This is a genomic window from Actinopolyspora mortivallis, from assembly GCF_003001495.1.
GTDB lineage: Bacteria > Actinomycetota > Actinomycetes > Mycobacteriales > Pseudonocardiaceae > Actinopolyspora > Actinopolyspora mortivallis_A.
In genome coordinates this window covers 70,920-93,618 of the sequence record NZ_PVSR01000011.1, presented here as the reverse complement: position 1 = coordinate 93,618, position 22,699 = coordinate 70,920, and the positions used below count along the sequence as shown (strand labels likewise).

At 69.3% G+C, this 22,699-nt stretch carries 21 protein-coding genes and 1 pseudogene; 11 read left to right on the top strand and 11 right to left on the bottom strand.

Going from position 1 to position 22,699, the window contains the following annotated elements; genetic code table 11:
* Nucleotides 1-86: 86 nt before the first annotated feature.
* A complete protein-coding gene (locus CEP50_RS09435) occupies nt 87-653 on the top strand; it encodes an ImmA/IrrE family metallo-endopeptidase (RefSeq protein ID WP_106113564.1) in 567 nt (188 codons plus the stop codon).
* Between the two features lie 7 nt (nt 654-660).
* On the top strand, nt 661-1,773 hold the full coding sequence (locus CEP50_RS09430; protein WP_106113563.1) for an MAB_1171c family putative transporter: 1,113 nt from the start codon (nt 661-663) through the stop codon (nt 1,771-1,773).
* 44 nt (nt 1,774-1,817) lie between these two features.
* Here CEP50_RS09430 and CEP50_RS09425 read toward each other — a convergent pair whose 3' ends face one another.
* A complete protein-coding gene (locus tag CEP50_RS09425; protein ID WP_106113562.1) occupies nt 1,818-2,237 on the bottom strand; it encodes a helix-turn-helix domain-containing protein in 420 nt (139 codons plus the stop codon).
* 210 nt (nt 2,238-2,447) lie between these two features.
* On the opposite strand from CEP50_RS09425, the gene CEP50_RS09420 reads away from it, so the two are divergent.
* The gene (locus CEP50_RS09420; RefSeq protein WP_106113561.1) at nt 2,448-3,338 is read left to right on the top strand and encodes a helix-turn-helix domain-containing protein; all 891 of its coding nucleotides are present in this window, start codon (nt 2,448-2,450) and stop codon (nt 3,336-3,338) included.
* Here CEP50_RS09420 and CEP50_RS09415 read toward each other — a convergent pair.
* The 6 genes from CEP50_RS09415 to CEP50_RS09390 form a co-directional block, all read right to left on the bottom strand.
* Nucleotides 3,303-4,298, bottom strand: coding sequence for a pyridoxal-phosphate dependent enzyme (locus CEP50_RS09415; protein ID WP_106113560.1), 996 nt, complete (start codon nt 4,296-4,298; stop codon nt 3,303-3,305). The two genes, CEP50_RS09420 and CEP50_RS09415, sit on opposite strands and share 36 nt — an antisense overlap.
* Nucleotides 4,256-5,242: a GHMP family kinase ATP-binding protein gene (locus tag CEP50_RS09410; RefSeq protein ID WP_106113559.1), complete on the bottom strand. Its 987-nt coding sequence runs from the start codon at nt 5,240-5,242 to the stop codon at nt 4,256-4,258. The genes CEP50_RS09415 and CEP50_RS09410 overlap by 43 nt, the downstream gene beginning before the upstream one ends.
* Entirely contained in the window at nt 5,239-6,069 is an 831-nt protein-coding gene (locus CEP50_RS09405; protein ID WP_106113558.1) for a Rossmann-like domain-containing protein, read from the bottom strand. The genes CEP50_RS09410 and CEP50_RS09405 overlap by 4 nt, the downstream gene beginning before the upstream one ends.
* 90 nt (nt 6,070-6,159) lie before the next feature.
* The gene (locus tag CEP50_RS09400; protein WP_106113557.1) at nt 6,160-7,149 is read right to left on the bottom strand and encodes an ABC transporter substrate-binding protein; all 990 of its coding nucleotides are present in this window, start codon (nt 7,147-7,149) and stop codon (nt 6,160-6,162) included.
* The gene (locus tag CEP50_RS09395; RefSeq protein WP_106113556.1) at nt 7,146-7,937 is read right to left on the bottom strand and encodes an ABC transporter ATP-binding protein; all 792 of its coding nucleotides are present in this window, start codon (nt 7,935-7,937) and stop codon (nt 7,146-7,148) included. The genes CEP50_RS09400 and CEP50_RS09395 overlap by 4 nt, the downstream gene beginning before the upstream one ends.
* Before the next feature lies 1 nt (nt 7,938).
* On the bottom strand, nt 7,939-8,979 hold the full coding sequence (locus CEP50_RS09390) for a FecCD family ABC transporter permease (RefSeq protein ID WP_106113555.1): 1,041 nt from the start codon (nt 8,977-8,979) through the stop codon (nt 7,939-7,941).
* A gap of 303 nt (nt 8,980-9,282) precedes the next feature.
* Here CEP50_RS09390 and CEP50_RS09385 point away from each other — a divergent pair, with 303 nt between their 5' ends.
* From CEP50_RS09385 to CEP50_RS09370, 4 genes and pseudogenes are all read left to right on the top strand, one after another.
* Nucleotides 9,283-10,524, top strand: a complete 1,242-nt coding sequence (locus CEP50_RS09385) for an MFS transporter (RefSeq protein WP_106113554.1) — start codon at nt 9,283-9,285, stop codon at nt 10,522-10,524.
* Nucleotides 10,525-11,391: 867 nt separating this feature from the next.
* Nucleotides 11,392-12,729: pseudogene (locus CEP50_RS09380) on the top strand (glycoside hydrolase family 6 protein); the annotation flags it as partial.
* 186 nt (nt 12,730-12,915) lie between these two features.
* On the top strand, nt 12,916-13,587 hold the full coding sequence (locus tag CEP50_RS09375; RefSeq protein WP_106113552.1) for a lytic polysaccharide monooxygenase auxiliary activity family 9 protein: 672 nt from the start codon (nt 12,916-12,918) through the stop codon (nt 13,585-13,587).
* 90 nt (nt 13,588-13,677) lie between these two features.
* On the top strand, nt 13,678-14,442 hold the full coding sequence (locus CEP50_RS09370; protein ID WP_106113551.1) for a GH12 family glycosyl hydrolase domain-containing protein: 765 nt from the start codon (nt 13,678-13,680) through the stop codon (nt 14,440-14,442).
* A 102-nt stretch (nt 14,443-14,544) separates the two neighbouring features.
* On the opposite strand, the gene CEP50_RS09365 is transcribed toward CEP50_RS09370, so the two are convergent.
* Nucleotides 14,545-15,576, bottom strand: a complete 1,032-nt coding sequence (locus tag CEP50_RS09365) for a LacI family DNA-binding transcriptional regulator (protein ID WP_106113550.1) — start codon at nt 15,574-15,576, stop codon at nt 14,545-14,547.
* Between the two features lie 512 nt (nt 15,577-16,088).
* On the opposite strand from CEP50_RS09365, the gene CEP50_RS09360 reads away from it, so the two are divergent.
* The gene (locus CEP50_RS09360) at nt 16,089-16,541 is read left to right on the top strand and encodes a hypothetical protein (RefSeq protein ID WP_106113549.1); all 453 of its coding nucleotides are present in this window, start codon (nt 16,089-16,091) and stop codon (nt 16,539-16,541) included.
* A gap of 15 nt (nt 16,542-16,556) precedes the next feature.
* Here the strand turns inward: CEP50_RS09360 and CEP50_RS09355 are convergent, their stop codons facing one another.
* Entirely contained in the window at nt 16,557-17,555 is a 999-nt protein-coding gene (locus tag CEP50_RS09355; protein WP_106113548.1) for a glutathione S-transferase family protein, read from the bottom strand.
* 241 nt (nt 17,556-17,796) lie between these two features.
* Here CEP50_RS09355 and CEP50_RS09350 point away from each other — a divergent pair, with 241 nt between their 5' ends.
* Together CEP50_RS09350 and CEP50_RS20100 are read left to right on the top strand one after the other, a co-directional pair.
* On the top strand, nt 17,797-18,549 hold the full coding sequence (locus CEP50_RS09350; RefSeq protein ID WP_106113547.1) for a DUF427 domain-containing protein: 753 nt from the start codon (nt 17,797-17,799) through the stop codon (nt 18,547-18,549).
* 126 nt (nt 18,550-18,675) lie between these two features.
* Nucleotides 18,676-18,843 carry a hypothetical protein gene (locus CEP50_RS20100; protein ID WP_181188302.1) on the top strand — a complete coding sequence of 56 codons (168 nt, stop codon included), beginning with the start codon at nt 18,676-18,678 and terminating at the stop codon, nt 18,841-18,843.
* A gap of 29 nt (nt 18,844-18,872) precedes the next feature.
* Here the strand turns inward: CEP50_RS20100 and CEP50_RS09345 are convergent, their stop codons facing one another.
* Both CEP50_RS09345 and CEP50_RS09340 read right to left on the bottom strand, forming a co-directional pair.
* Complete coding sequence (locus tag CEP50_RS09345) at nt 18,873-20,435, bottom strand: serine/threonine-protein kinase (RefSeq protein WP_106113546.1); 1,563 nt, start codon at nt 20,433-20,435, stop codon at nt 18,873-18,875.
* A 746-nt stretch (nt 20,436-21,181) separates the two neighbouring features.
* Nucleotides 21,182-22,228 carry an XRE family transcriptional regulator gene (locus tag CEP50_RS09340; protein ID WP_146134778.1) on the bottom strand — a complete coding sequence of 349 codons (1,047 nt, stop codon included), beginning with the start codon at nt 22,226-22,228 and terminating at the stop codon, nt 21,182-21,184.
* A gap of 86 nt (nt 22,229-22,314) precedes the next feature.
* Between CEP50_RS09340 and CEP50_RS09335 the strand changes: the two genes are divergently transcribed.
* The gene (locus tag CEP50_RS09335) at nt 22,315-22,632 is read left to right on the top strand and encodes a hypothetical protein (RefSeq protein ID WP_258175115.1); all 318 of its coding nucleotides are present in this window, start codon (nt 22,315-22,317) and stop codon (nt 22,630-22,632) included.
* Nucleotides 22,633-22,699: the final 67 nt, after the last annotated feature.

Sequence of the window (22,699 nt, the reverse complement as noted above, 5' to 3'; positions counted from 1 at the left end):
CCACCGACCCCCGCCCGTGCTCGGCACACCCCCCACGGGGGAAGCTCCCTGCCGCACGCCGCGCCGGCGAACCTAGGATTCTCCGTGTGACGAGGGTGAGGAACGGTGTGGCGCGGCTGGGACACCGGCTGCGCCGCGAACGGGAACTGTGGGCACTCCGGCGGAGGCTGCGTCGGGAACTGGACAACCTGCGACTGCACGGTCCCACCGACATGGCCACGGTCGCCGCCCGACTCGCCGAACGACGTGGCAGGCCGCTGCGACTGCTGCCCATGGCTCTGGACCCGCGGGGGCCTTCCGGACTGTGGATAGCCACGGGGAAGGCCGACTACGTGTGCTACCAGCAGCACACCACCCAGGCCCACCAGGAACACATCATCGCCCACGAGATCGGACACATGCTGGCCACGCACCATCCGGACCCGGGGGCCAACGAGCTGCTCGGACAGCTGCTTCCGGACCTTCCGCCCGAACTGATCGCGCGACTGCTGCCGCGGGAACACCACGACGACGCCCGGGAACGTGAGGCCGAGGACATCGCCACCCTGCTGCTGGAGCGGGCCGAGGTGGCCAGATCCCTGCGCACCCCGGCCCGCTCCCGCCGTGCGGCACGCGCCCAGGCGGCGCTCGAAGACGACCCCGGATGGGTGTGAACGGGATATGGAACCGGTCTCGCGTGTCACGGCCACGGTCGCGCTGCTGGTCCTGTCGTGCGGCCGGCTGCTGCGGCTGCGCCGCACGCCGGGAGATCCCGCCCTGCTCGGGCTGAACGCGTCCCTGCTGCTGTTCCTGCTGATCGAACCCGCGCCGTGGGGCACGCACACGACGCTGGTGCACGCCTTGGCCGGCGGGTCCTCGGCAACGGCGGTGGCGGCCACGCACGGAGTCCGCGTCGCGGCCGTCGCCTCGCTGCTGCTGTTCTTCCACTACAGCGCCCATCCACTCCACGAGGCACACCGACGTGCGCGTGGCGAGCTGCTCGGCGCGGCCGTCGTCGTGCTCGTCCTGGTGCTGCTGACGGCACTGCCGTCGACCTCGGCCGAGGCCGGCGGCGCACCGGGGTTCCACCTGATCTCGGGGGGTTACACGGCGGTGATGACACTGCGGGCCGGTTCCTGGTCCGCCCGTTACGCTCGCGAGGTGGCCTACCGGATGCGGCCGGGCCCCCGGGTGGGTGCCTTCGGGCTGTGGTTGTACGGGCTGGCCGTCTGCGGCGAGGCGGGTACCGAGTTCGTGGGGAGCACGAGCCGGATTCCGGACACTGTGGACAGCACGGTGCAGACGGCGCTGCACACCGGACGGGCCCTGTTCCTGCTCGGACTGCTGTATCCGGTGTGGTTGGCCCGTGTCGACGCCGTGCGGTTGTGGGCACGGCACTGGAGACAGTACCGGCTGCTCACACCGCTGTGGACGAGGTTGCACGAGGTCCTTCCTCCGGCGGTCGGACACCGCGAGCGGCGGTGGCAACGCTGGGTGCCGTGGCGGGTGCACCGCCGTCACTGGCGGCGAACCGTCGAGATCCGCGACGCGCTGCTGCGTCTCGGGCCGCAGTTGGCCGATCTGGGGATCACCGTCGACACCCCGTTGGGGGAGCAGGCCGCCGCCGTGAACACAGCACTGCGCCACGAACGCCAGGGCGTGGTTCCCACCAGCAGCGAGGCCGTGCCGGTGGCCGTCGGTGACACCGAGGACGCCCTGGTGCGACTGGCGCGGGCGGTGGAGGACCAGGACCATCGCGCTTCCCTCCTCCTACGGATGCCCCGGGAGCACTGAGCTGTCGACGGCATCGCTTCCGGGATCCCGCCCCGGTCGTGTGCTCATCGCTCCCCGGAATTCGCCTCGTTCTCCAGCGCCGCCAGTCGCTCGACCAGTTCGCAGACCAACCGACGGTTGTGCGGGGACAGCTCACCCGAACGGGCCGCGATGTGGACCACATCGGCCTCACCGAGCCGCACGGCGGTGTCCATCTGTCGTGCGTAGCGCAGCGCGCGCTCGTCCTCGGCGACGAGGAAGTCCACCGGGACGGAGAAGAACTCGGCCAGCGCCTTGACGATCCGCATGGAGGGGTCGGTCTTGTTCCCCGCCCGCAGCTCGTACAGATAGGAACGTCCCACACCCGTTCCCGCGACGACTTCGTCCCAGGTGTAGCGCCCCCCTCCCGGTTTGGGGAGGATGCGCCGCAGGAAGGAGATCCGCTCGCCCAGCGGAAACCCCTCCACGTTCTCTTCGTCGTCCATAACCCGTCCCGTGTCCGCCACAGTGGACAGTATTCCCCGAACCGTTCGCCCCAGTTGACACGAAAGCCCGGTGCCGCGTACTTTGCGCCTCGCCGGTGTCCACTGTAGCGAACATCGGCGAACGGGGACAGGCCGAACGACACGCCCCTCGGCGTCCCACGTTTCCCTCAGTCCGTCCAGTCGGAACCGGAAGGATCGCGCTGTAGCCGCATGGCCCTTTTCGCGGAAACCCTGAGGTCCTGGCGCTGCTACCGCAGGCTCTCACAACGCCAGCTCGCCGCGCGGGCGCACTGCCACGTGTCGTTGGTCTCGCACCTGGAGAGGGGGAGCAAACGCCCCACACCGGAGACCGCGGCCCGTTTCGACGAGGTGCTCGGGGCGGAGGGCGCGCTGGCCGAGCTCGCTCCCACCCCGACCACGGAGGTCGTCGCCGACCAACTGCCGCCGGTGACCGAACTCCTGGGACGGGAGGACGAGATCCGCAGGATGGACCGGGTCACCCGCCAGTCGCACGTCCTGCTCACCGGACCGGCCGGTATCGGAAAGACCGCGCTCGCGGTGCACTGGGCCCGGCGATGCCGACAACGCTTCGCCGACGGGGTCCTCTACCGTGATCTCGCCGCGGAACCCGATCCCTCGACGGTGCTCGCCGAACTGCTGGAGGACCTGGGGCACCGCGCCCCTCCGGCGGGCCGGCACGCCCGCACGCGGCTGCTGCGCAGCCTGCTCGCCCGACGCCGAGTGCTGCTCGTGCTGGACGACGCCTCGGACGCGGAGCAGGTCCGCTCGCTGCTGCCCGGCACGGCCGGCAGTCGGGTGCTGGTCACCAGCCGCCACTTCCTGAGCGAGCTCACCCTCTCCGGCGCGGCGGAGCGCCTGACTCTCGGAGGGCTGTCCCCCGAGCACGGGGTACGGTTACTGACCAGACACCTCGCTCCCACCGCCCCGGCGGGAACCGCCGAGCTCACCCGACTGGCCGTGCGCGCGGCCGGTCATCCGCGTCGACTGCGGGCGCTGGCCGAGAGTCCCCGGCAACGGCCCCCACACGCCGCCGTGCCGGCGGGGTCACTCCGGTGGACGTCTCCCCCACTCCATCCGTGACCAGGGGTGGGCCAGTCCGTCCACGGTGTCCACCTCGTGGGGGGCCAGCCCCCGCACGTCGCGTGCCCGCCGGTGGTGGGCGAACACGGACTCGGCGTAACGGTGGCCGGTGTCGGCGGCCACGAACAACACGGTTCCCTCCCCGTCCAGGGAGTCCTCCCAGTTCGCCGCGAGGTAGGCCGCTCCACTGGACAACCCCGCGAACACCGCGTGCGAGCGGAGCAGTTCGACGCTTCCCGCCAGGGCGGCCTCGAAGGAGACCCAGTGGATCGTGTCGTAGAGGGTGTGATCCACGTTGTCGAAGGGGATGGAGCTGCCGATCCCGGCTATGATGATGTCGGGGTCGGACACGTGCTGGCCGCCGAAGGTGACACTGCCGAAGGGCTGCACCCCCACCAGTCTGACCTCCTCCGAGTACCCACGGAGGTGGCTCGCCAGTGCCCCGGTGGAGGCTCCGGACCCCACCCCGCCCACCACGGTCAGCCCGGCGGTGCCGACCTCCTCGGCGATGCGTTCGGCGACGCCGCGGTACCCGAGATAGTGAATGCCGTCGTGGTACTGCCGCATCCAGTGGTACTCGGGATGTTCTCGCAGGATCTCCTCGATGCGCCGTACCCGGCGGTTCTGGTCGAGTTCCAGGCTGCCCGAGGGAGGCATCCGCTCCAGCTCAGCACCGAGGATCTCCAGTTGCAGCCGCAGGGTCTCGTCCACGGTGGTCGATCCGACGATACGACAACGTAACCCGAAACGGTGACAGGCCAGGGCCAGGGCGTAGGCGTATATCCCGCTGGAACTGTCGATCACGGTGTCACCGGGGCTGATCCGACCCCGGTCGAGCAGACACCGTACCGCCTCCAGCGCCGAAACGACCTTCATCGTCTCGAAACGGAGGCATACCACCCTTTCCGTGAGCCGTATCAGGCACGGACGGCTGATCGCGTCGGCGATGTGGGTGTCCATACCGGCTGTCCTCCCCTCGGAACGGGATAGGTTCTGAACAGGCGGGAGAACGGGATCCCGTGGTGGTCCAGGGCCCGTACGCACTCCCGCAACCGGGTCCGCACCCCGGGGCTGTCCGGATCGAAGAGCAGGCCGGCCACGTTGCCGCTGTGCGCCACCTGCACTCCGACCGCACCGACCCGCCCCGCGATGCGTTCCAGGATCTCCAGCTCGGGCTTGGGCAGGACCCGTTGGTTGTGCCGGGCGCTTTCGGTGCTGACCCGACCGAGCAGTTCCACGTCGGACTCGGCCACCGCCCGCCGCAACAACCCGCGCAGCCGCTGGAACAGCCGCACGTCCTCCTCCCGCTGCCCGCAGGAGGGCAGCCGCAGGGTGTCCACCGTGCTGCCGCCCCCGGTGAGGCAGCCGACCACCACCATCCGGGGCAGACCGCGCCCGAAGCGTTCGAGTACACGTCCCTCCCGCTGCGCGAACAACAGGGCGGAGTCCTCCAGCATCAGCGGATCCGAGGCCCCTTCGGCGCGCACGGCGATCGCGGCGATGGTGTGCCAGGGCAGCGAAACACCGAACCCCGCGGCCACCGCGCGCACCACGGCGATGACGTCGCTGGTCGAGGACCCCATCCCCACCCCGAGCGGAACGGTGCTGGTCAGTCTGATCCGCCCCCCGCACGGAGCACTCCGGGCGTGACGCGCGCACTCCGCGCAGGCCAGCACGGCGGCCGCGGCGGCTTTGGTCTTGGTGTCGGGTTCCACCCTCAGCGATTCCGGGGACGTGTCGGGCTCGGGCAGGAACTCGGCGTTCACACCGGGGCCGAACACCGGCAACGTGACCAGTCCACGGCACAGTCGCCTCTCGGAGTCACGGAAGACTCCCTGCAGGAGCTCGCCGTGGTGGCAGGAGGAGTGGCCGAACGTCCTGGTGGGCAGCACCGGACCGCTCATACGGTCCCGCTCCCCGCGCGATAGCGGTACACCACCGTGGGATCGGCGCTGAACTGCGAGAACGGGAAGGGTTCGGCCAGCAGGGCGGTGACCCCGTCGCCGAGGAAGGCCCGGGCCGTGTGGCTTCCCGTCTGGGCGTAGAGCACCAGCGGCAGCCCTCGTCGTCGACAGTGGTCGAGGATCACGTCGAACGTCCCGTTGCCCAGGGTCATGCCGGTGGCGATCACGGCCTCCGCCTCGGGCAGCACCTCGGAGAGGTGGTCGGCCACCGGATCGCCCCACCGGGTCCGCTCCAGGTTGAAGTCGCAGAGCACGCACTTTCCGCCTCGTTCCCGCACGGCGGCCACCAAGGGGTCGACCACCCCGATCAGCGCGACGTTCGTACCGGGTGCGATGTCGAGCGAGCCGACGATGGCCGCGTCCCTGGCCTCGGCACGGGTCTCCGGGGTTCCGGAGGGCAGCACGAGGCGTTCGGTTCCCGGAGCCGAGCCGTGCGCCTCCACCGCCCCGAGGTAGGCGTCCAGCGCGGCGGCCCGCACCGGTGACGGCGCGTGCCGCAGCAACCGCTCCACCGTGGCTCCCGACCACTGTTCGCAGACGCGGGGGTCCAGCTCGTTCTCCTCGAAGGCGCAGGCCCCGAAGACCCGCCCCACCCGCACGAGCACGTAGCGGGTGCGGTAGGTCACCGTGCCCCCGGACAGCCGGGTTCCGTGGTGGACCCAGAACACACTGGTGGCACACAGCTCGTCGGGGGACGGCCCCCGGCTCCCGGACAGCACATCGTCCACGAGGTCCTCGACACTGCGTGCTTCGTTGGTCGTTCTCATCGTGAGGTCTCGGCTCTCTTCCCGTTCTGGACGGGCTCGGGGTGCGCATCCGGCTCCGAGCCCGTCGCGGACAACGCGTCCTTCGGGGTCTCAGCGCCCGATCGAACGCAGGTACTCGGCGAGTTTCTCGGCGGCCGCCACGTTGCGGGGCCCGCTCACGGCGCTGCCGTAGTCGAGGACGTGGAAGCGGTTGTTCCGCACCGCCGGTGTGGAGGACAACGGGGGGAAGGATCGGAGGAACCGGATCTTCTCCTCGACGGGTCTGTCGCCGTAGTCGACCACGGCGATCACCTCGGGGTCGGCCTCGACCACCCGCTCCCACCCCACGGTGGTCCAGCGCTGCTGTGTCCCGGACAGGATGTTGCGCCCGCCCGCCAGGGAGACGATCGCCTCGGGGGCGGCCTGCCCGCCGGAGGTGAACGGTTCGTCCGTGCCCGAGTCGTAGACGAACACCCGCGCCGGATCTCCCTCGGGGTGCTGCTCGCGCAGGTCCTCGGCGCGTTCCTTCAGGTCGTGCACCAGTCGCTGGGCGCGCTGTTGGACGCGGAAGATCCGTCCGAGGTCGAGCAGGTCGGTGTACAGCGCCTCCAACGGGGGAACCCGCACCGGGTCGGGTCCGTAGTCGAAGCAGCTCTCGGTGTGCTGGTAACTGCGGATCCCCAGCCGTTCCAGTTTCTCCGGGGTGATTCCCCTGCCCTCGCTGAAACCGGAGTTCCAGCCGGCCAGCACCCAGTCGGCCTCAGCGGCCAGCACCACTTCGAGGCTGAGCACGTCGGTGCTGAGCGTCTCGACCCTCTCGTAGTCCCGCCGCCAGGGGGAACGGGCCACCGAGGGATCGGCGGTGCTGGGCATGACGATCCCGCGCATCCGGTCGGCCAGGCCGAGGGCGAACATCTTCTCGGTGCTGCTCATGTCGTAGGCCACCGGGCGTTGCGGCACCGGGTATTCGATCCGCTGCCCGCAGTTGCTCACGGTGACCGTGTCCCTTGCCCGTGCGGGGGTTGCTGTTTCGGCCCCGCAGGCGGTCACGAGCAGGCACAGGACCAGTCCGGACGCGAGTGCGGCGGTGTTTCCCTTCACGAGTCGTTCCCTTCCGTGTTCTCCGGGTCGAGTGCGTAGTGCAGCTGGGGGACGCCGGTTCTGGGGTGTGGCACGACGTCGGGGGTCACCCCGAAAACCCGCCGGACGGTCTCGGGGGTGAGCACCTCGGCGGGGGCTCCCGTGCTGGTCACCGAGCCGTCGCCGAACACGGCGATCCGGTCGCAGCACAGCGCTGCCAGGTTGAGGTCGTGCAGGGCCACGAGCACCGTGAGGCCGCACTCGCGCAGGTACCTCAGCAGCGAGATCCGGTGTCGCACGTCCAGGTGGTTGGTCGGTTCGTCGAGCACGAGCACGCTGGGTTGTTGGACCAGCGCCCGGGCGATCATCACGCGCTGCCGTTGTCCCCCGGACAGCGAGAGCAGGCCACGTCCGGCGAGATCGGCGATGTCGGTGCGCAGCATCGCGGTGCGGCACAACGACTCCACGGAGTCCGCGGCGTCCCGGGGGCGCGCGGGATGGGGGAAACGTCCCATCGCCACCGTCTCGGCCACGGTGAAGTCGAGACCGACCTCGTTGCCCTGGGTGACCGCCGCCACCGTGCGGGCACTCTCCCGGGGTGACAGCTCCTCCAACCTCGTGTTCCCGAGCCACACCGTTCCCGAGCTCGGGCGGATCGCCCGATAGACGCAGCGCAGCGCGGTCGACTTGCCGCTGCCGTTCGGTCCGACCAGGCCGAGAACCTCCCCGCTGCGGGCGTGGAGGGTGAGGTCCCGCACCAGGGTGGCTCCCGCGTGGCGGACGGAGACCCCGTCGAGCGTCACGTGCATGTCAGTGCCCTCCGAACAGGTAGCCGCTCCGGCGCAGCAGGACGACGAACACCGGAACTCCGAGGAGCGCGGTGGCCACTCCCAGCGGCAGCTCCCGGGGTGCGAACAGGGTTCGGGAGAGCAGATCCACCCAGACCAGCAGGATCGCCCCGGCCAACGGGGCCACGGTCAGCACCCGCCGATGGCCGGGTCCGACCAGCAGGCGCGCGAGGTGCGGCATGACCAGCCCGACGAATCCGACGGCGCCGCTGACGGCCACCAGCACCCCCGTGGTCAGAGCGGTCAGCAGGAAGAGGTTCCGGCGCAACGCGGTGGCCTCCACGCCGAGGCTGGCGGCCGTCTCGTCCCCCAGGGACAACACGTCCAGCCGGGAACCGCTGCGCCGCAGCACGAGCACGGCCAGCACGACCACCGCCGTGGCCGGGGGCAGGGCGCCCCAGGTGGCACCGCCCAGACTGCCCATCAGCCAGAAGAGCACGGAGCGGGCGGTCTCGCCGAAGGGGGAGAAGAACACGATCAGGCTCATCAGGGCCTGGAACGCGTAGGCCAGGGCCACTCCCACCAGCACCAGGCGCAGCGGGGTGAGTCCCGCGCTGGTTCGCGCCGCCAGATAGACCAGGGCGGAAGCCCCCAGCGCCGTCAGGAAGGACGCCGTGGACAGGGCGTAGACCCCCAATCCGGCGAACAGCCCCAGCGAGGCCACCGCGCTGGCTCCCACCGAGGCCCCGGAGGAGACACCCAGGATGAAGGGGTCGGCCAGCGGGTTGCGGACCAGCGCCTGCACGGCGACGCCGACGACGCTCAACCCCGCTCCCACCACGGCGGCGAGCAGTACTCGCGGGCTGCGCACCCGCCAGACGATCGAGTAGCCGGTCATCTCGTCGGGGGCGAGTTCACCTCCGGTCAGCGCGGCCCCGAGGTAGCGGACGGTGTCCTCGAGCGGAACGACCGTGGGGCCGAGGGCGACACCGACGAACAGGGACACCAGCAGCACCGGGACCAGGACCAGCACGACCGGAAGCAGTTCCGGCCGCGTCCCCACGCCGGTCGACGTCGAACGGGGTCTGGAGCGAAGCACGCACCGTCCTCCTCGTGGCTCACCGCACCGGATGAACGCGGGTCCTTCCGGTCACGTCGTGTCATCGACGTGCATATTAATAATGAAAATCATTTTCGTCTAGAGGACGGTCCACCCCGGAGAGATCGGTCACGCCCCGCGTCGGGACGACCCCATGTGCGACGTCTTAATCGAAAACGATTATCATTATCACAAAGGCTCCTCCGGGAACCACCACCGGAGGAAACAGCCGGTCGTCACCACGGCACCCCAGGAGTCGAAAGGACCATGTCCACCACCACCGAACCGAACACGGCCCCGAAGCCCCCGCCCTCGCGAAACATACTGCTCGACAGCGGTTTCCTCCGGCTGTGGGGCGGTTCCACGGCCTCGGCCACCGCAACGTGGGCGCTTCCCTTCCTGCTGGGGCTGGCGGTGCTGCAGAACACGCTCACTCCCACCGAGGTGGGGCTGCTGCTGGCCACCCGTACCACCGGATTCCTGGTCGCCGTCCCCGTCGGGGGCCTGCTGACCGACCGCTACGCGGCCCGCCGCGTGATCCTCCTCTCCGGCACGCTGGCTGCCGCGGCGACGCCCGTGCTCGCCTGGGGGATGGGCCACTCCCTCATGCTCGCCGCCGGCGCCGCCGCCCTGGTCGGCATCGGACAGGGAACCACCCGTCCCGCCTACCAGGCCCTGACCGCCGAAGTCGTCGACCCGGACCGCCTCCAGCAGGCCAACGCGGCACGGACGTTCTCGGTACGCGTGACCACCTTCGTCGCCCCCGCCGGCACCGCCCTGCTGGCCACGACCCTCGGTCTGCGCACACTGCTGCTGCTCACCGCGGCACTGTGGCTGGTCTCCGCCCTGTGCCCTCCCAGCGGCACCCACCGCGGGCACGACGAGGAGGCAGAGACGCCGGGGCTCCTCTCCGGATTCGTCGCGGGCCTCCGGGAGGCCCGTCGCCACAGCTGGTTCCCGGCGGGACTGGTCGCGTTGAGCACGGTGATCACCTTCGGCTACTCGGCCACCAACATCGTGCTTCCCCTGATCAGCCGGGACCGGTACGGAAGCGAGTTCGTCCTGGCCGGAGCCCTGACCGCCTACACGGCGGGAGCCCTGCTCGGAGCCGTCCTCATCGGACGTTGGCGCCCCCGTTCCCCGGGATGGACGGCCCTGGTCGCGCTGGGTTGTTACGGGATCGCCCCGCTCACCCTGCTGCTGCCCGTTCCCCCCTACGTGGTGTTCGCGGGCTACGTCGTCGCCGGAGTGGGCATAGAACTGTTCAACGTCCCCTGGTTCACGGCGACCCAGCGGGAGGTGGACCCCCGGTTGCTGGGTCGGGTCTCCTCACTGGACTTCCTGGTCTCCTACGGTCTCGCTCCGCTGGGACTGGCCCTGATCGGCCCGGCCGTCGAGGCCTTCGGTCCCGGGTGGGTGCTCGGCGCCTGCTCCCTGTTGTGCTTCACGGTCCCGACCCTGCTCACCCTGGTCCCGGGGACCCGTCACTTCGCCCACCCACGACGGTGATCCGCCGGTGCGGCCGGGCGTCTCCCACCCGGCCGCACCCTTCGTTCCCGTGCTGACGGGGCCGGACGGAAGACGGTGTCGAGTCACCGAGGCTCGGGACGGAATCCGTGTCCGGGACGAAGGGCCTCCGCTGTTCGGCGGGACTTCCGGAGTCCGCCGGACAGCCGAGAAAGGAAGAGCACGGCATTTCCCCACCTCGTTCCACCGTACGGTTTCCGACAGTTCTCGTTCGTTTTCCTCGGCGCGGGGTGATGCGCGACCGGCGGATCACCCCGATCGGGACCGAGACGGCACTGACACGAGCCGCGAGTTCCCGAACTCCGTGGACGTTCTTTTCCGGAAAGCGAAAAAGGGGACTCCATTCGTATCCGGACGCGTTTTCCGGTGTGGCCCCGTCCGAGGGCGGAGCGGCTCCCCCGCCTGGCCGCTGCTTCGAGTCCCCGAGGGACACACGGAGGTCCTCCACACGGCCCTCCGTGTCGCTCCGTCTCTTCGGGCACGCGAGCCGTCCTGTCGTTTCGGGAGTCCGGAGGACGAACCGTCTCCCGGAGCCGCCGGGAACGCCTCGGCCGTGTGGAGGACAAGAAGAGTTCGACTCCGTGCAAGGAACGAATTGTTTTCGAACAAGGGGTTTACTGGCTCTTTTTCTGTGCTAGTTTTGGGAGCGCTCCCAGTGATCCATATCACCGATCAGTGGGGCGGGAACGATCTCGACGAAGCACGAGGAAGCACGCCGGGATCGTGGTCGGCGCTCGTGCACCGGCCACTCGCAGAACAGAAAAACAAGGAGTCAGTCCTATGACGTCCACCTCGCCACCCACACGCCGAAAGTGGCGACGTTTCCTGCCCGCGGCCGTGGCCTTCGCCATGACGGCGGCGTTCCCCGTCGCGGCGTCCGGACAGCCCCAGGCGCAAGCCCACGTGGACAACCCCTTCGAGGGTGCCAGTTCCTACGTCAATCCCGACTACTCCGAAAACGTCCAGACCTCCATCGACCGGACGGACTCCCCGGAACTCAGGGAGAGAATGCGGACCGTCCAGTCCTACCCCACAGCGGTGTGGCTCGACCGCATAGCGGCCATCGAGGGAGGCGAGGACAACGGAGGACGACTGGGCCTGCGGGAACACCTCGACGAGGCACTCGCCCAGAAGGGATCCGGTCCCATCACGGCCTCGTTCGTCATCTACGACCTGCCGGGACGCGACTGCGCCGCCCTGGCCTCCAACGGGGAACTCCCGCTGACCCAGGAGGGCTTACGCCGCTACAAGAACGACTACATCGACGCCATCACGGAGGTGTTCCAGGACCCGAAGTACGACGACGTCCGCATCGTCACGGTCATCGAGCCGGACGGGCTGCCCAACCTGGTGACCAACCTGGACGACCCCGAGTGCGCCGAGGCCAAGTCCAGCGGTATCCAGGTCGAGGCCGTCCAGTACGCGCTGGACCGGTTCCACGAGATCCCGAACGTCTACACCTACATGGACTTCGCGCACTCCGGCTGGCTGGGCTGGAACAACAACCTGACCGACAGCGTCGGGCTCTACACCGACGTGGTGCGTGAGACCGAGGGCGGCTTCGCGAGCGTGGACGGCTTCGCGATCAACACCGCCAACTACACCCCCACCGAGGAACCGTTCCTGAACGACCCCTACGGCAGGGTGGGCGGTCAACAGATCCGTTCCAGCCAGTTCTACGAGTGGAACCCGAACTTCGACGAAACGGACTTCGCCGCCGACCTCCACTCGGAGTTCGTCGCCCGGGGCTGGCCCAGTGACATCGGCACGATCATCGACACGGGACGCAACGGCTGGGGCGGTCCCGAACGGCCCACCCGGGAGAGCTCCAGCAACGACCTGGACACCTACGTCAACGAGTCCAAGGTGGATCGCCGTGCCCACCGCGGTCTCTGGTGCAACGCCAGCGGAGCCGGCATGGGACAGCCTCCGCGGGCGAACCCCTCGGTGTCCGCCGACGCCCACCTGGACGCCTTCGTCTGGATCAAACCGCCGGGAGAGTCGGACGGCTCCAGCGAGGAGATCCCCAACAACGAGGGCAAGAGCCCGGACCCCATGTGCGATCCCGACTACGTCGCACCGGAGGCGGGCAACAACCCCACCGGGGCCCTGCCCGACTCCCCGCTGGCCGGGCACTGGTTCCACGACCAGTTCACGATGCTGGTGGAGAACGCCCACCCCACCGTCGGGAGCTCTGACGTGAACACCAACGTCGGCTCCTCGGGCGACCAGGGCTGATCCCCTCCACGGCCGGTCCCGCCACGGACCGGCCACCGGCACGGGTTTCCCGTCCGGGCACGACCGGTGTCGGGACGGGAGACCCGTCCTCCGACGAACCCAGCTGATTCCCACGGAACGAGACGGGAGCGACAGATGCGCTCACGAAGCACGCTGATCCTCGCCGGGGCGCTCGGAACGGTCGCCGCGCTGTTCGGCGCGACCGTCAATCCCGGAGCAGCCCAGGCCCACGGTGGATTCACCTACCCGAAGACCCGGACCTACGCCTGCTACGTCAACGGCCTGGAGGGAGGCCAGGGCGGCGATCTCGACCCCACCAACCCCGCCTGCGCCGAGGCAATCGAACGCGGCGGCAAGACCGCGCTGTGGAACTGGTTCGGCAACCTGATCAGTGACGCGGACGGACGGCACCGCGAGATCATCCCGGACGGCAAGCTGTGCGGCCCCACGGAGACGTACGACGCCTACAACATGGCCCGCACCGACTGGCCCACCACCGAGATGCCGGCGGGCGAGACCGTGACCCTGCGCTACAACGCCTGGGCGGCGCACCCGGGCACCTGGTACCAGTACGTGACCAAGGACGGCTGGGACCCGACACAACCGCTGGGCTGGGACGACCTGGAACCCGAACCGTTCAACGTGGTCACCGACCCGCCGATCAACGGCGAGGGACCGCACGGTCCCGAGTACACCTGGCAGGCCGAGCTCCCGGACAAGGAGGGCAGGCACCTCGTCTACTCGATCTGGCAACGCTCCGACAGCCCGGAGGCCTTCTACAACTGCTCCGACGTGATCTTCCGGTGACGACCACGCCGGTGGGTCACCAACCGCCGCACGGGTGGTGCGGATCCCGCCACACCGCCCGTGCCGAACCGGACCGGGAAGGATCGTTTCATGGTCAACGGAACCAGAGGCCGGCTGCTCGGGGCCGTGCTGTTCACCACGGGTGTGCTGGCGTCGAGCACGGCCGTCGGGACGGCCGCGGCCCAACCCGCCACCACCCTGTGCGACAAGTACGCCTCCACACGGGTGGAGGACGGCCGTTACATCGTCCAGAACAACGTGTGGGGAGCCGAGACCAGGCAGTGCCTCGACGTGGACGGCACCTCGTTCAGGGTGACCACGGCCGAGCACGACAAGCCCACCGACGGGGCCCCGGCGGCGTACCCCTCGGTGTACGTCGGCTGCCACTACGACAACTGCACCACGGGTGACTCCCTTCCGCTGCGGGCCGACCGGATGGGTGAGGTGCGCACGCACTGGGACATCACCACCCCCGACTCGGGGACCTACAACGCCGCCTACGACCTGTGGTTCGACCCGGTGGCGAACCAGTCCGGGCAGAACGCGGCCGAACTGATGATCTGGGTCGACCGCCGAGGGGACATCCAACCGATCGGTTCCCCGGTGGCCACCGTGACCATCGACGGCACCCGGTGGGAGGTCTGGACCGGCGGCGAGGACTGGAACGTGATCAGCTACGTCCGCGCGGAACCGGCCGAGTCCGTCGATCTCGACCTGAGCGCGTTCACCGCCGACGCGGTCGAGCGCGGTTCGGTGGCACCGCACTGGTACCTGAACAGTGTCCAGGCGGGTTTCGAACCGTGGGTCGGCGGAGCGGGCCTGGCCACCAACGACTTCTCGGTCGAGACCGGTTGACCGAGTCCCGGGCACGGGCGGCCCCTGGTCGCGTCCGTGCCCGCTCCCACACCCGCCGGAGGAGGCCCCTCCCCTCCGGCGGGGCTCCCTCGTATCCGTCCGTCAGGCGGAGTCCCGGTGGACCAGCCCGGTGGGCAGGATCACCGGCCCCGGCACACTGTCCGGTTGTTCGATCCTGGTCACCAGCAGGCGGGCGAGTTCGTTGCCCATCCGGCGTACCGGCTGGGAAACACTGGTCATGGCGGGGTCGGTGTTGCGGGCGACGTCCGAGTCGTCGAAGCCGACCACGGCGACGTCGTCGGGAACCCGCCTGCCGTGCTCCCGCAGGACCCGCATGGCACCGGCCGCCATCAGGTCACTGGCCGCGAACACCCCGTCGATCGTGTCGTCGCGCTCCAGCAGCTCACGCATGGCGCGTTCCCCGCTGGCCCGGCCGAAGTCCCCGTGGGCGACCAGCCCGGTGCCACCACGGCGGAACTCCAGGGCCGCACGGTAGCCGGCGAGCCGGTCGACTCCGGCCGCCATGTCCTGCGGACCGGTGATCGTCGCGATCCGGCGGCATCCGATCCGGAACAGGTGATCGGTGGCGGCCTCGGCCCCGGAGAGATTGTCCGCGTCCACGAACGGCATCCCACTCTCCGAGGAGAGCGGTCGTCCGGTGAGCACCACGGGAATGTCGGCGGCCACGAGTTTTCCCGGAAGGGGATCCGCCCCGTGCAACGAAATCAGCACGGCCCCGTCGACACGACCGTCACGCGCGAAACGCTCGACCCGCTCACGCTGTCGGTCACTGCCGGCCAGCATCAGACTCAGCTGAAGATTCGTCCTGGCCAGTTCCTCCCCCAGTCCCCGGACGAGTCCGGCGAAGAACGGCTCGCCGAAAACTCTTTCCTCCGCTTCCGAAACCACCAACAACACCGTGTCGGTTCGTTTGGTGACCAGGTTGCGCGCGGCCTGGTTGGGAACGTATCCGAGTTTCTCGATGGCTTCCCGGACAGCGTGCAGGGTGTTCGTGCTGACTTCGAGCGAGCCGTTGACCACCCGCGACACGGTGCCGCGGGAGACACCGGCCTCGGCGGCGACCTGTTCGAGAGTCGGCCGCCCGGCGGCCCGGGTGCGCCCGGGACTCGTCATAGGTCCTCCAGATCGTCCGCCCACCGGAGCTCATGGTACCGGGGCCACACGGGCGGCTCTTCGGCACCGACGAACGTCACCCGACCGCCCCCGACGAATCCTTCCCGTGACGATCGGACTAACGAGTGGCCCCCGGGGATTCGCACACCACGAACCCTACCCGAAACATCACGCGCGCGAACGCGAACAACGGAGGGATCACCCTCTTTACCGGTCACGAGGGACAAAAAGAACGAAACGATCCGTTTCGGTGAACTCTCTCCGGGACACATCCGGTTGTGGTGTTCAACCGGAATGCGCGAAAGGAATCACTGAATCGAGTTGTCGAACCCACCGGGAAAGTCACGGTCCCGATTCCGGCACCACGATCCCGCACCCGACCAGTGCCGGGAACGACCCGGTTCCGGGCACAGGACCTCGTGCCATCCGTTCAGCGGCTTCGCCGCGGCGGCGGGATCGCTCATCCTGGTCCGGGCGGCCCCTGGCGCCGCCCCGAACGGAGGACAACCGTGATGACCACCGACGCTCGCGGACGGACACCGGACACCGACACCGATCCCCGCAGCGACCCGAGCGGAACCGTCCGGGTGCATCCCGCGGACCACCCCTCCGATCCCCGGGCACGCCGGATCATCAAGACCGCCGACGGGCGGTGGCACGCCCTGACCCACCCGGAACCGAACACCTCGGAACCCCGCGCGGAGGCCCTGCGGGACTGGCCGCCCCAACCGCTGGCCGAACTCGCCCGGGTGCTGTGTGTCTCCTCCGACGGCTCCTCTCCGACCGTGCCGGCGCCCCGGGACGAACACCCGGAGCCCGAGCGCGGCTCCGACCGCACGGGGACACCGCCGAAACGCGCGAGAACACCGACGTTCTGGGAGGTGGCCAAGGCCTACTGTCGGGCGTTCCTCCGCACCGACGAACGACTGGAGCAGTACGAGCGGGGCAGGCTCCCCGGATGCTGACCCCGGTCCTCCCGGTCAGCCCAGAGGGGTGTGCGCCGGGTCCACCCGCTCGTCCTCCCGGACGGGGCCGGGAGGGGTTCCGTCCCCGAACGGACGCCCGCCCAGGGACTGACGCCCGTGGGGACTCGTCCAACCGGACAGGTCGGGTCCACCGGGCACGATGCCGGTGGGGTTGATGCCGCTGTGCACGACGTAGTAGTGCCGTTTGATCTGTTCGAAGTCCACCGTGTCCCCGAACCCGGGGGTTTGGAACAGGTCCCGCGCGTAGGCCCACAGCGCGGGCATCTCGGTGAGTTTGTGGCGGTTGCACTTGAAGTGCCCGTGATAGACGACGTCGAAACGCACCAGTGTGGTGAACAGGCGCACGTCGGCCTCGGTGATCGTCTCCCCCACCAGGTAGCGCCGGTCGCGCAACCGGTCCTCCAGCCAGTCGAGAGCCGACCACAGCCGCTCGTGGGCCTCGTCGTAGGCGGCCTGGGTCTCGGCGAAACCGCAGGCGTAGACCCCCTTGTTCACGTCGGTGAACACGCGCCGGTTGACCTCGTCGATCTCCTGCCGGTGTTCGGCGGGCAGCAGGTCGGGGGCACCCGCGCGATGGTGGGCGCGCCACTCGGTGGACAGGTCCGGGGTGATCTGAGCGAAGTCGTTGGTGACCACCGCGCCCGTGGTGGTGTCCACGATCGCCGGAACGGTGATTCCCCGCGCGTGGTTCGGGTCGCGCCGGAAGTAGGCCTCCCGCAGGCGGTGGATCCCCAGCACCGGGTCGCGCCCTCCGGGGTCGAGGTCGAACGTCCACGAGCGGGAGTCGTGCGTCGGGCCCGGCATTCCCACCGAGATCGCGTCCTCCAACCCGAGCAGTCGCCGCACGATGAGCGCCCGGTTCGCCCACGGGCAGGCGCGCGCGGCGATCAACCGGTAGCGACCGGACTCGACGGGGAAACCCTCGGCCCCGTCGGCGGTGATGCGGGTGGCGATGTACTCACTGTCCCGGGCGGATTCCTTGCCCTCGGTCACGGAGCCTCCACTGCGAGCGTGCGCGGGCCACGATCACCGGTGTCTCCGGCCGTTTCGGTGGCCCGTTGCCGCTCCGAGGCTACGCCCGTTCGGCGTGACCGACACCTCAGCGAACCCGTAGTATGTCAGAAAGCCCTCGCTTGCCGGCCTCGACGCGCGTACGTTTCGCCTTCCTCCTTCCGGAGGTACGGCAGGGGAAACGGCCGCACCACAGCGACCCCGACAGACGGAGGAACCTCCGATGAGTGAGCACAGCCGCGAGGAGATCCGGACCGAGGAGTCCGGCAAGCGCGTGCGGACCGTGCTCGGAGGACGGGTGGTGGCCGACACCCGACGGCCGGTGCTGGTCTGGGAGCACCCCTACTACCCCACCTACTACGTTCCGCGCGAGGACGTGCGGGCCGGGCTGACCGACACCGGCGAGGTGCGGCGGTCGCGACGGCTGGGCGAGGGCACGATCTACGACGTCGTCACCGACTCGGCGACGGCACCGGCCGCCGCGATCGGCTACCGGAACTGCCCGCTGCCCCGGCTGCGCGACCTGGTCCGGATCGACTGGAACTCGATGGACGAGTGGTTCGAGGAGGACGAGCCGGTCTACGTCCACCCCCGCGATCCGTACACGCGGGTGGACGTCCTGGAGAGCTCGCGGCACGTGGAAGTCCGGCTCGACGGCGTCACCGTCGCCGACTCGCACCACCCGCGCATCCTGTTCGAGACGGGCCTGCCGCCCCGCTACTACCTGCCGCTGCCCGACGTGCGGATGGACCTGCTGCGCCCCAGCGAGCACGAGACCCACTGCCCGTACAAGGGGACCGCGAGCTACTGGCACGTGCACACCGGCGAGGCCGAGCACCCGGACACCGTGTGGACCTACCGCACCCCGCTGCCGGAGAGCCACAAGATCGCCGGGCTGGCGTGCTTCTACGACGAACGCGTGGATCTTCTCCTGGACGGCGAGCTCCAGCGGCGGCCCACCACACCGTTCGGCTGAGCAGCCTCCCAGCGGAGTCGCCGTGGGCGGCGGAGGGTCGAGCCCTCCCCCGGAGGGACGGGGGCGAACCGGAGATCACTCTCCGGAAGGAGGACATCCGGGGCGGAGACGTGGTGTGATCGGGTCATGCGACGAGGCCGCAACGGACACCGGTGCCACCCGGACACCTCCCGTATCGGCCTGTGGCGCTGCGAGGTGTGCGGCCAGCAGTGGGAGATCCACGGCGTCGCCGGCAATCCCCGGGTTCGCAGGGTCAGCCGCCTCGGGTGGTTCCTCGCCAGGCTCTTCGGCTGAAGCGGTGCCGAAGGGCGCGGACGTGGGGCTCATCGCCCCAGTTCGTCGAGCCGGGCCAGCATCCGGCGTGCCTGCTCGACGTGCAGCGCGGATTCCTCGGTGGTGGCGGCGGCCAGCACCTGCCGCAGCAGTTCCCTGGCCGCGTTCGTCTCACCGGTGTTCGACAGCAGCGTCGCGAGCTGGACACGGACCTCCAGGATGCGTTCCAGCTCGCTCGGCAGCAGGCGCAGGTAGTCGTTGAGCAGCGAACGGAGTTCGCGGGCCGCCCGCTGGTCCTCGCCGAGCTCCGTGCGGCAGGTGGCGGCCATGAACCGGCACTCCAGCACGGACGTGATGGGGACGCTCGAGTCGTCGTCGAACTCCGCGAGCAGGGTGGTGTACTCCTCCAGCGCCGCCCGGTAGTCGCCGCCGAGGAAGTGGAAGGTCGCGAGGTTGCTCCTGATCTTCGTCCTGCGGTCCGGGGTGAGCTGGCGCCGCAGCGAGCGGTCGAGCAGCAACGAACGCAGCAGTTCCGCCGCCTGCGTGAACCGTCCCTCGTCGACCAGTTCGTTGGCCCGCTGTTGTTCCGAGCGGATGCGCTCCTCGGCCTTCCGTGGGTCCGCGAGTGGAACCTCCTCGGGAGCCCCGGTGGACTCGGGTCGGCGTCGCGAGGTTCGCGGGGCGTGCGGGTGCCGGTAGGGAGTTGTCGGGTCACCGTTGTCGGGGACGGAGGCGGAGTCCTCCGGTGCCGGCAGGTACGGCAGCAGCCGCCGGTAGACCTCCCGCGCGTCCTCGGGGCGCTCCTGCGGGTTCTTGGCCAGCAGATCGAGCACGAGTCGTTCCAGTTCCGCCGGAACCGTCACGCCGCACTCCCGTAACGGGGTCGGTGGCACGCTCATGTGCTTGTGGACGATCCCGGGTGCCCCGGGAGCGTCGAACACCCGCTCGCCGCTGAGCAGCTCGTGCAGCACGCATCCCAGGGAGTACAGGTCACCCGCCGGGGTGGCGGTGTTGTTCATGGCCTGTTCCGGTGCCATGTAGGAGGGGGTGCCCATACTGTCGCCCGCACGGGTGAGTTTGGTGTGTCCGCCTTCCAGCACGGCCGCGATGCCGAAGTCGAGCACTTTGACCGTGCCGCTGTCGGCGATCATCACATTGCTCGGTTTGAGATCGCGGTGGATCAGCGAGGCCTCGTGAGCCGAGGTCAGCACGGCGGCGATCTGCGCGGCGACCGACACCGCCCAGGACACCGACAGCGGCGCGTGCTCGGCGATGATGTCGGCGAGACCGGTACCGGAGATCCGTTGCATGACCAGGAACAGCTCGTCGCCCTCGGTGCCGACGTCGTGCACCGCCGGAACGCCGGGGTGTTCGACCTTGGCGGTGAGCTGCGCCTCGCGCACGAACCGCTTGGTCAGAGTCTGCGGGTCGTCGGATTCGGCCAGCTTGGCCGCCGGCAGCAGCTTCACCGCGATCCGCCGGTCCAGCCGCTGGTCGTAGCCGGACCAGACCTCGCCCATCGATCCCCGCCCGATCGGCGAGGTCAACTCGTACCGCCGCGCGATCACCCGGTTGCCGCCCACCGGCTCCTCCTCGTCACCGTCCACCGTCACGCCGCGCCCGATCCCCGTTCCGGCGGCTGATCCCGTGCGGACCGGGACAACAGCGTCCCACTGCGAACACACGGACAGAAGATCATCCGTATCACCCCGGAAAACAGGGGTCAAAACAGCGGTCGAGGCGCTGTGCTGTCCGTTGTGAACTCGCTCCGTCCTTCCTCGGAATCCGGCAGCGAGGCCGGGCTCGGGAACCGCGTGGACCCGTAAGGCTGCGATCCCCCTCGATCTCGGGTAAGCCGTGAAACGGACACAGCTTTCCCGGGATCAGGGGGAGGTGAAGGTCTCGGTCTACCGGAATTGTGGTTTCGGAGCTTCACCCCGCGCGGGGTGTTACACCCGCGCCGAGCCGGGGGTTACGCGCAGTGCCGGGATGATGGCCGGGGTGCACGAGCATGAGCGCCAGGGCTTACCAAGGACACGGCCGGGTTCGCCTAGATCGTGCGTTGCCTGACGCGCGAGCTTCACGCCCTCTGACGGCGGCCCGCACGGCTGTGAACCGTGGCCAGGACTTACAGCCCTACCCGCGCGCTGCCTGGGGTGCGCGTGGCGGGAAGTCTATTCCGTGCTAGACTCGGCACTGTTATTTTGATCTCTTGGCGGAATCAAGATAGCACGAGCCCTCTGGTCACGATCAGGGGGCTCTTTTTCGTTCGTGACCGAACGTGCACGCGATGAAAAGCACCCCCGGAACGAATCCGAGGGTGCGAAACTGTTCGGCCGGGGATCAGTCGAAGCGAGGTTCAATCGAGTTCACGAATCCGCTGTGTGGCAGCCTCGCTCTCCCACCCTGCGAGGACACGGTGGCCCGCCGCCCACTCGGCACGGGCCCAGGCTTCCGGCATGGCTTCCAGGGATTCTCTCGCGGCCTGACGAGCTTGTTCGGTGTCTCCGAGCGCGTGGAGCACGAACCCTTTGTGGCCGTTGAGGACAGCAGGTATGTGCCAGTACGAACCGTCCGGCAACTCTTGGGGATCGGGTGCATTCTCGATCAGGCGATCGGCTTGGGTGAGCATCCGGGTGGCGGTACGGGTGTCCTCTTGGTGGGCAGCGATCTCGGCACCTTGCAAGTGTCCGTACGCGCGGAGCCCCGGATCAACACGGCTGTCCCGGAGAGAAGCACGGTTGAGATTGGCCGCCTGGCTGTAATTACCGAGCAGTAGTGCGCGATACGCGGAAAAGCTCAGCGCGGTGGCGAGCCGTTGCGGGTCGTCGGCTTCCATCGCCAGCCGCGCTGCGGAGTCCAAGTGGGCTTGCGCGTGGCCGTACTCCTCCCGTGCGATCTTGAGCCACCCGAGGTACTGGCTGACCTCCGAGGCCAGTCCCACCGCTTCGGCTGTGTGCTTGGATTCCTCGGCCAAGTGGTTCACGAGCTCGGCGTGGGCCGCAACGCTGGGCAGGACAGCGCTCGCGGACGTTTCGTCTTCGAGCCTACGCACGGTGGACAACATGTCGGCTGCTTGGGACAGGGCCGTGGCATCGGCCGTGCGGGGGTGCCGCGCGGCCCTGCGGAGCCGTTCGGCTCGTGGGTCGGGTGCGAATCCGAGATCGTGATCGGTTGCTCCGAGAACAGCGCGGAAGGCAGCTCGGTAGTCACGTCCCGGCCGTTGGATCTGTCCACGTTCGAGCCTGCCGAGGTAGTGCCGGTCCAGCGCTCCCGGCCTGCCGGTGTGCTCTGCCAACCATGCGTTGACCCGCTCGGCCAACTCGGCGCGGCTCATGTGCTCACCGGGCACACGGGCCGATTCGGCCGCGTGCCGCGCGGCCTTGAGGTGATCGTTACCGACCATGCTCGTCAGTCTGCCACCGAGCTGCCCCGAGGTGACCCCCATTCCGCCACTGCGCTCAAAGCGACACTGCGTCGATGCTGTGAGTAATGAGTGCGATCAGTGCCGTGCGAGCAGGTCGACATCGTGGCCGGGCTGCCGTGGAACGGGGGAACTCAGTGGAGATCAGCGAGGAGACCAGGCGGGTCGTCGTGTCGTGGTTCGTGCCGGACGGCGACACGTACCAGCACGCGACGTTGGACGCGCTGCCGGTCGAAGGCGGTGCGGTGAGCACGCTCGGCGGGCACGCCTACGCCGAGGCCCCCGCGTCCCCTGACCGCCGCATGCACCACATCCGACCGTTCTGCGACCTCTGCTTCACCGCGTACCTGAAGCTCCACAGGGCCCAACCGAGCCGGAAAGAGTGATCGAACGTGGAAACCACCGAACGATGGCACTACTGGCTACCGGTGCCGGATCGAACCGGCTTCACAT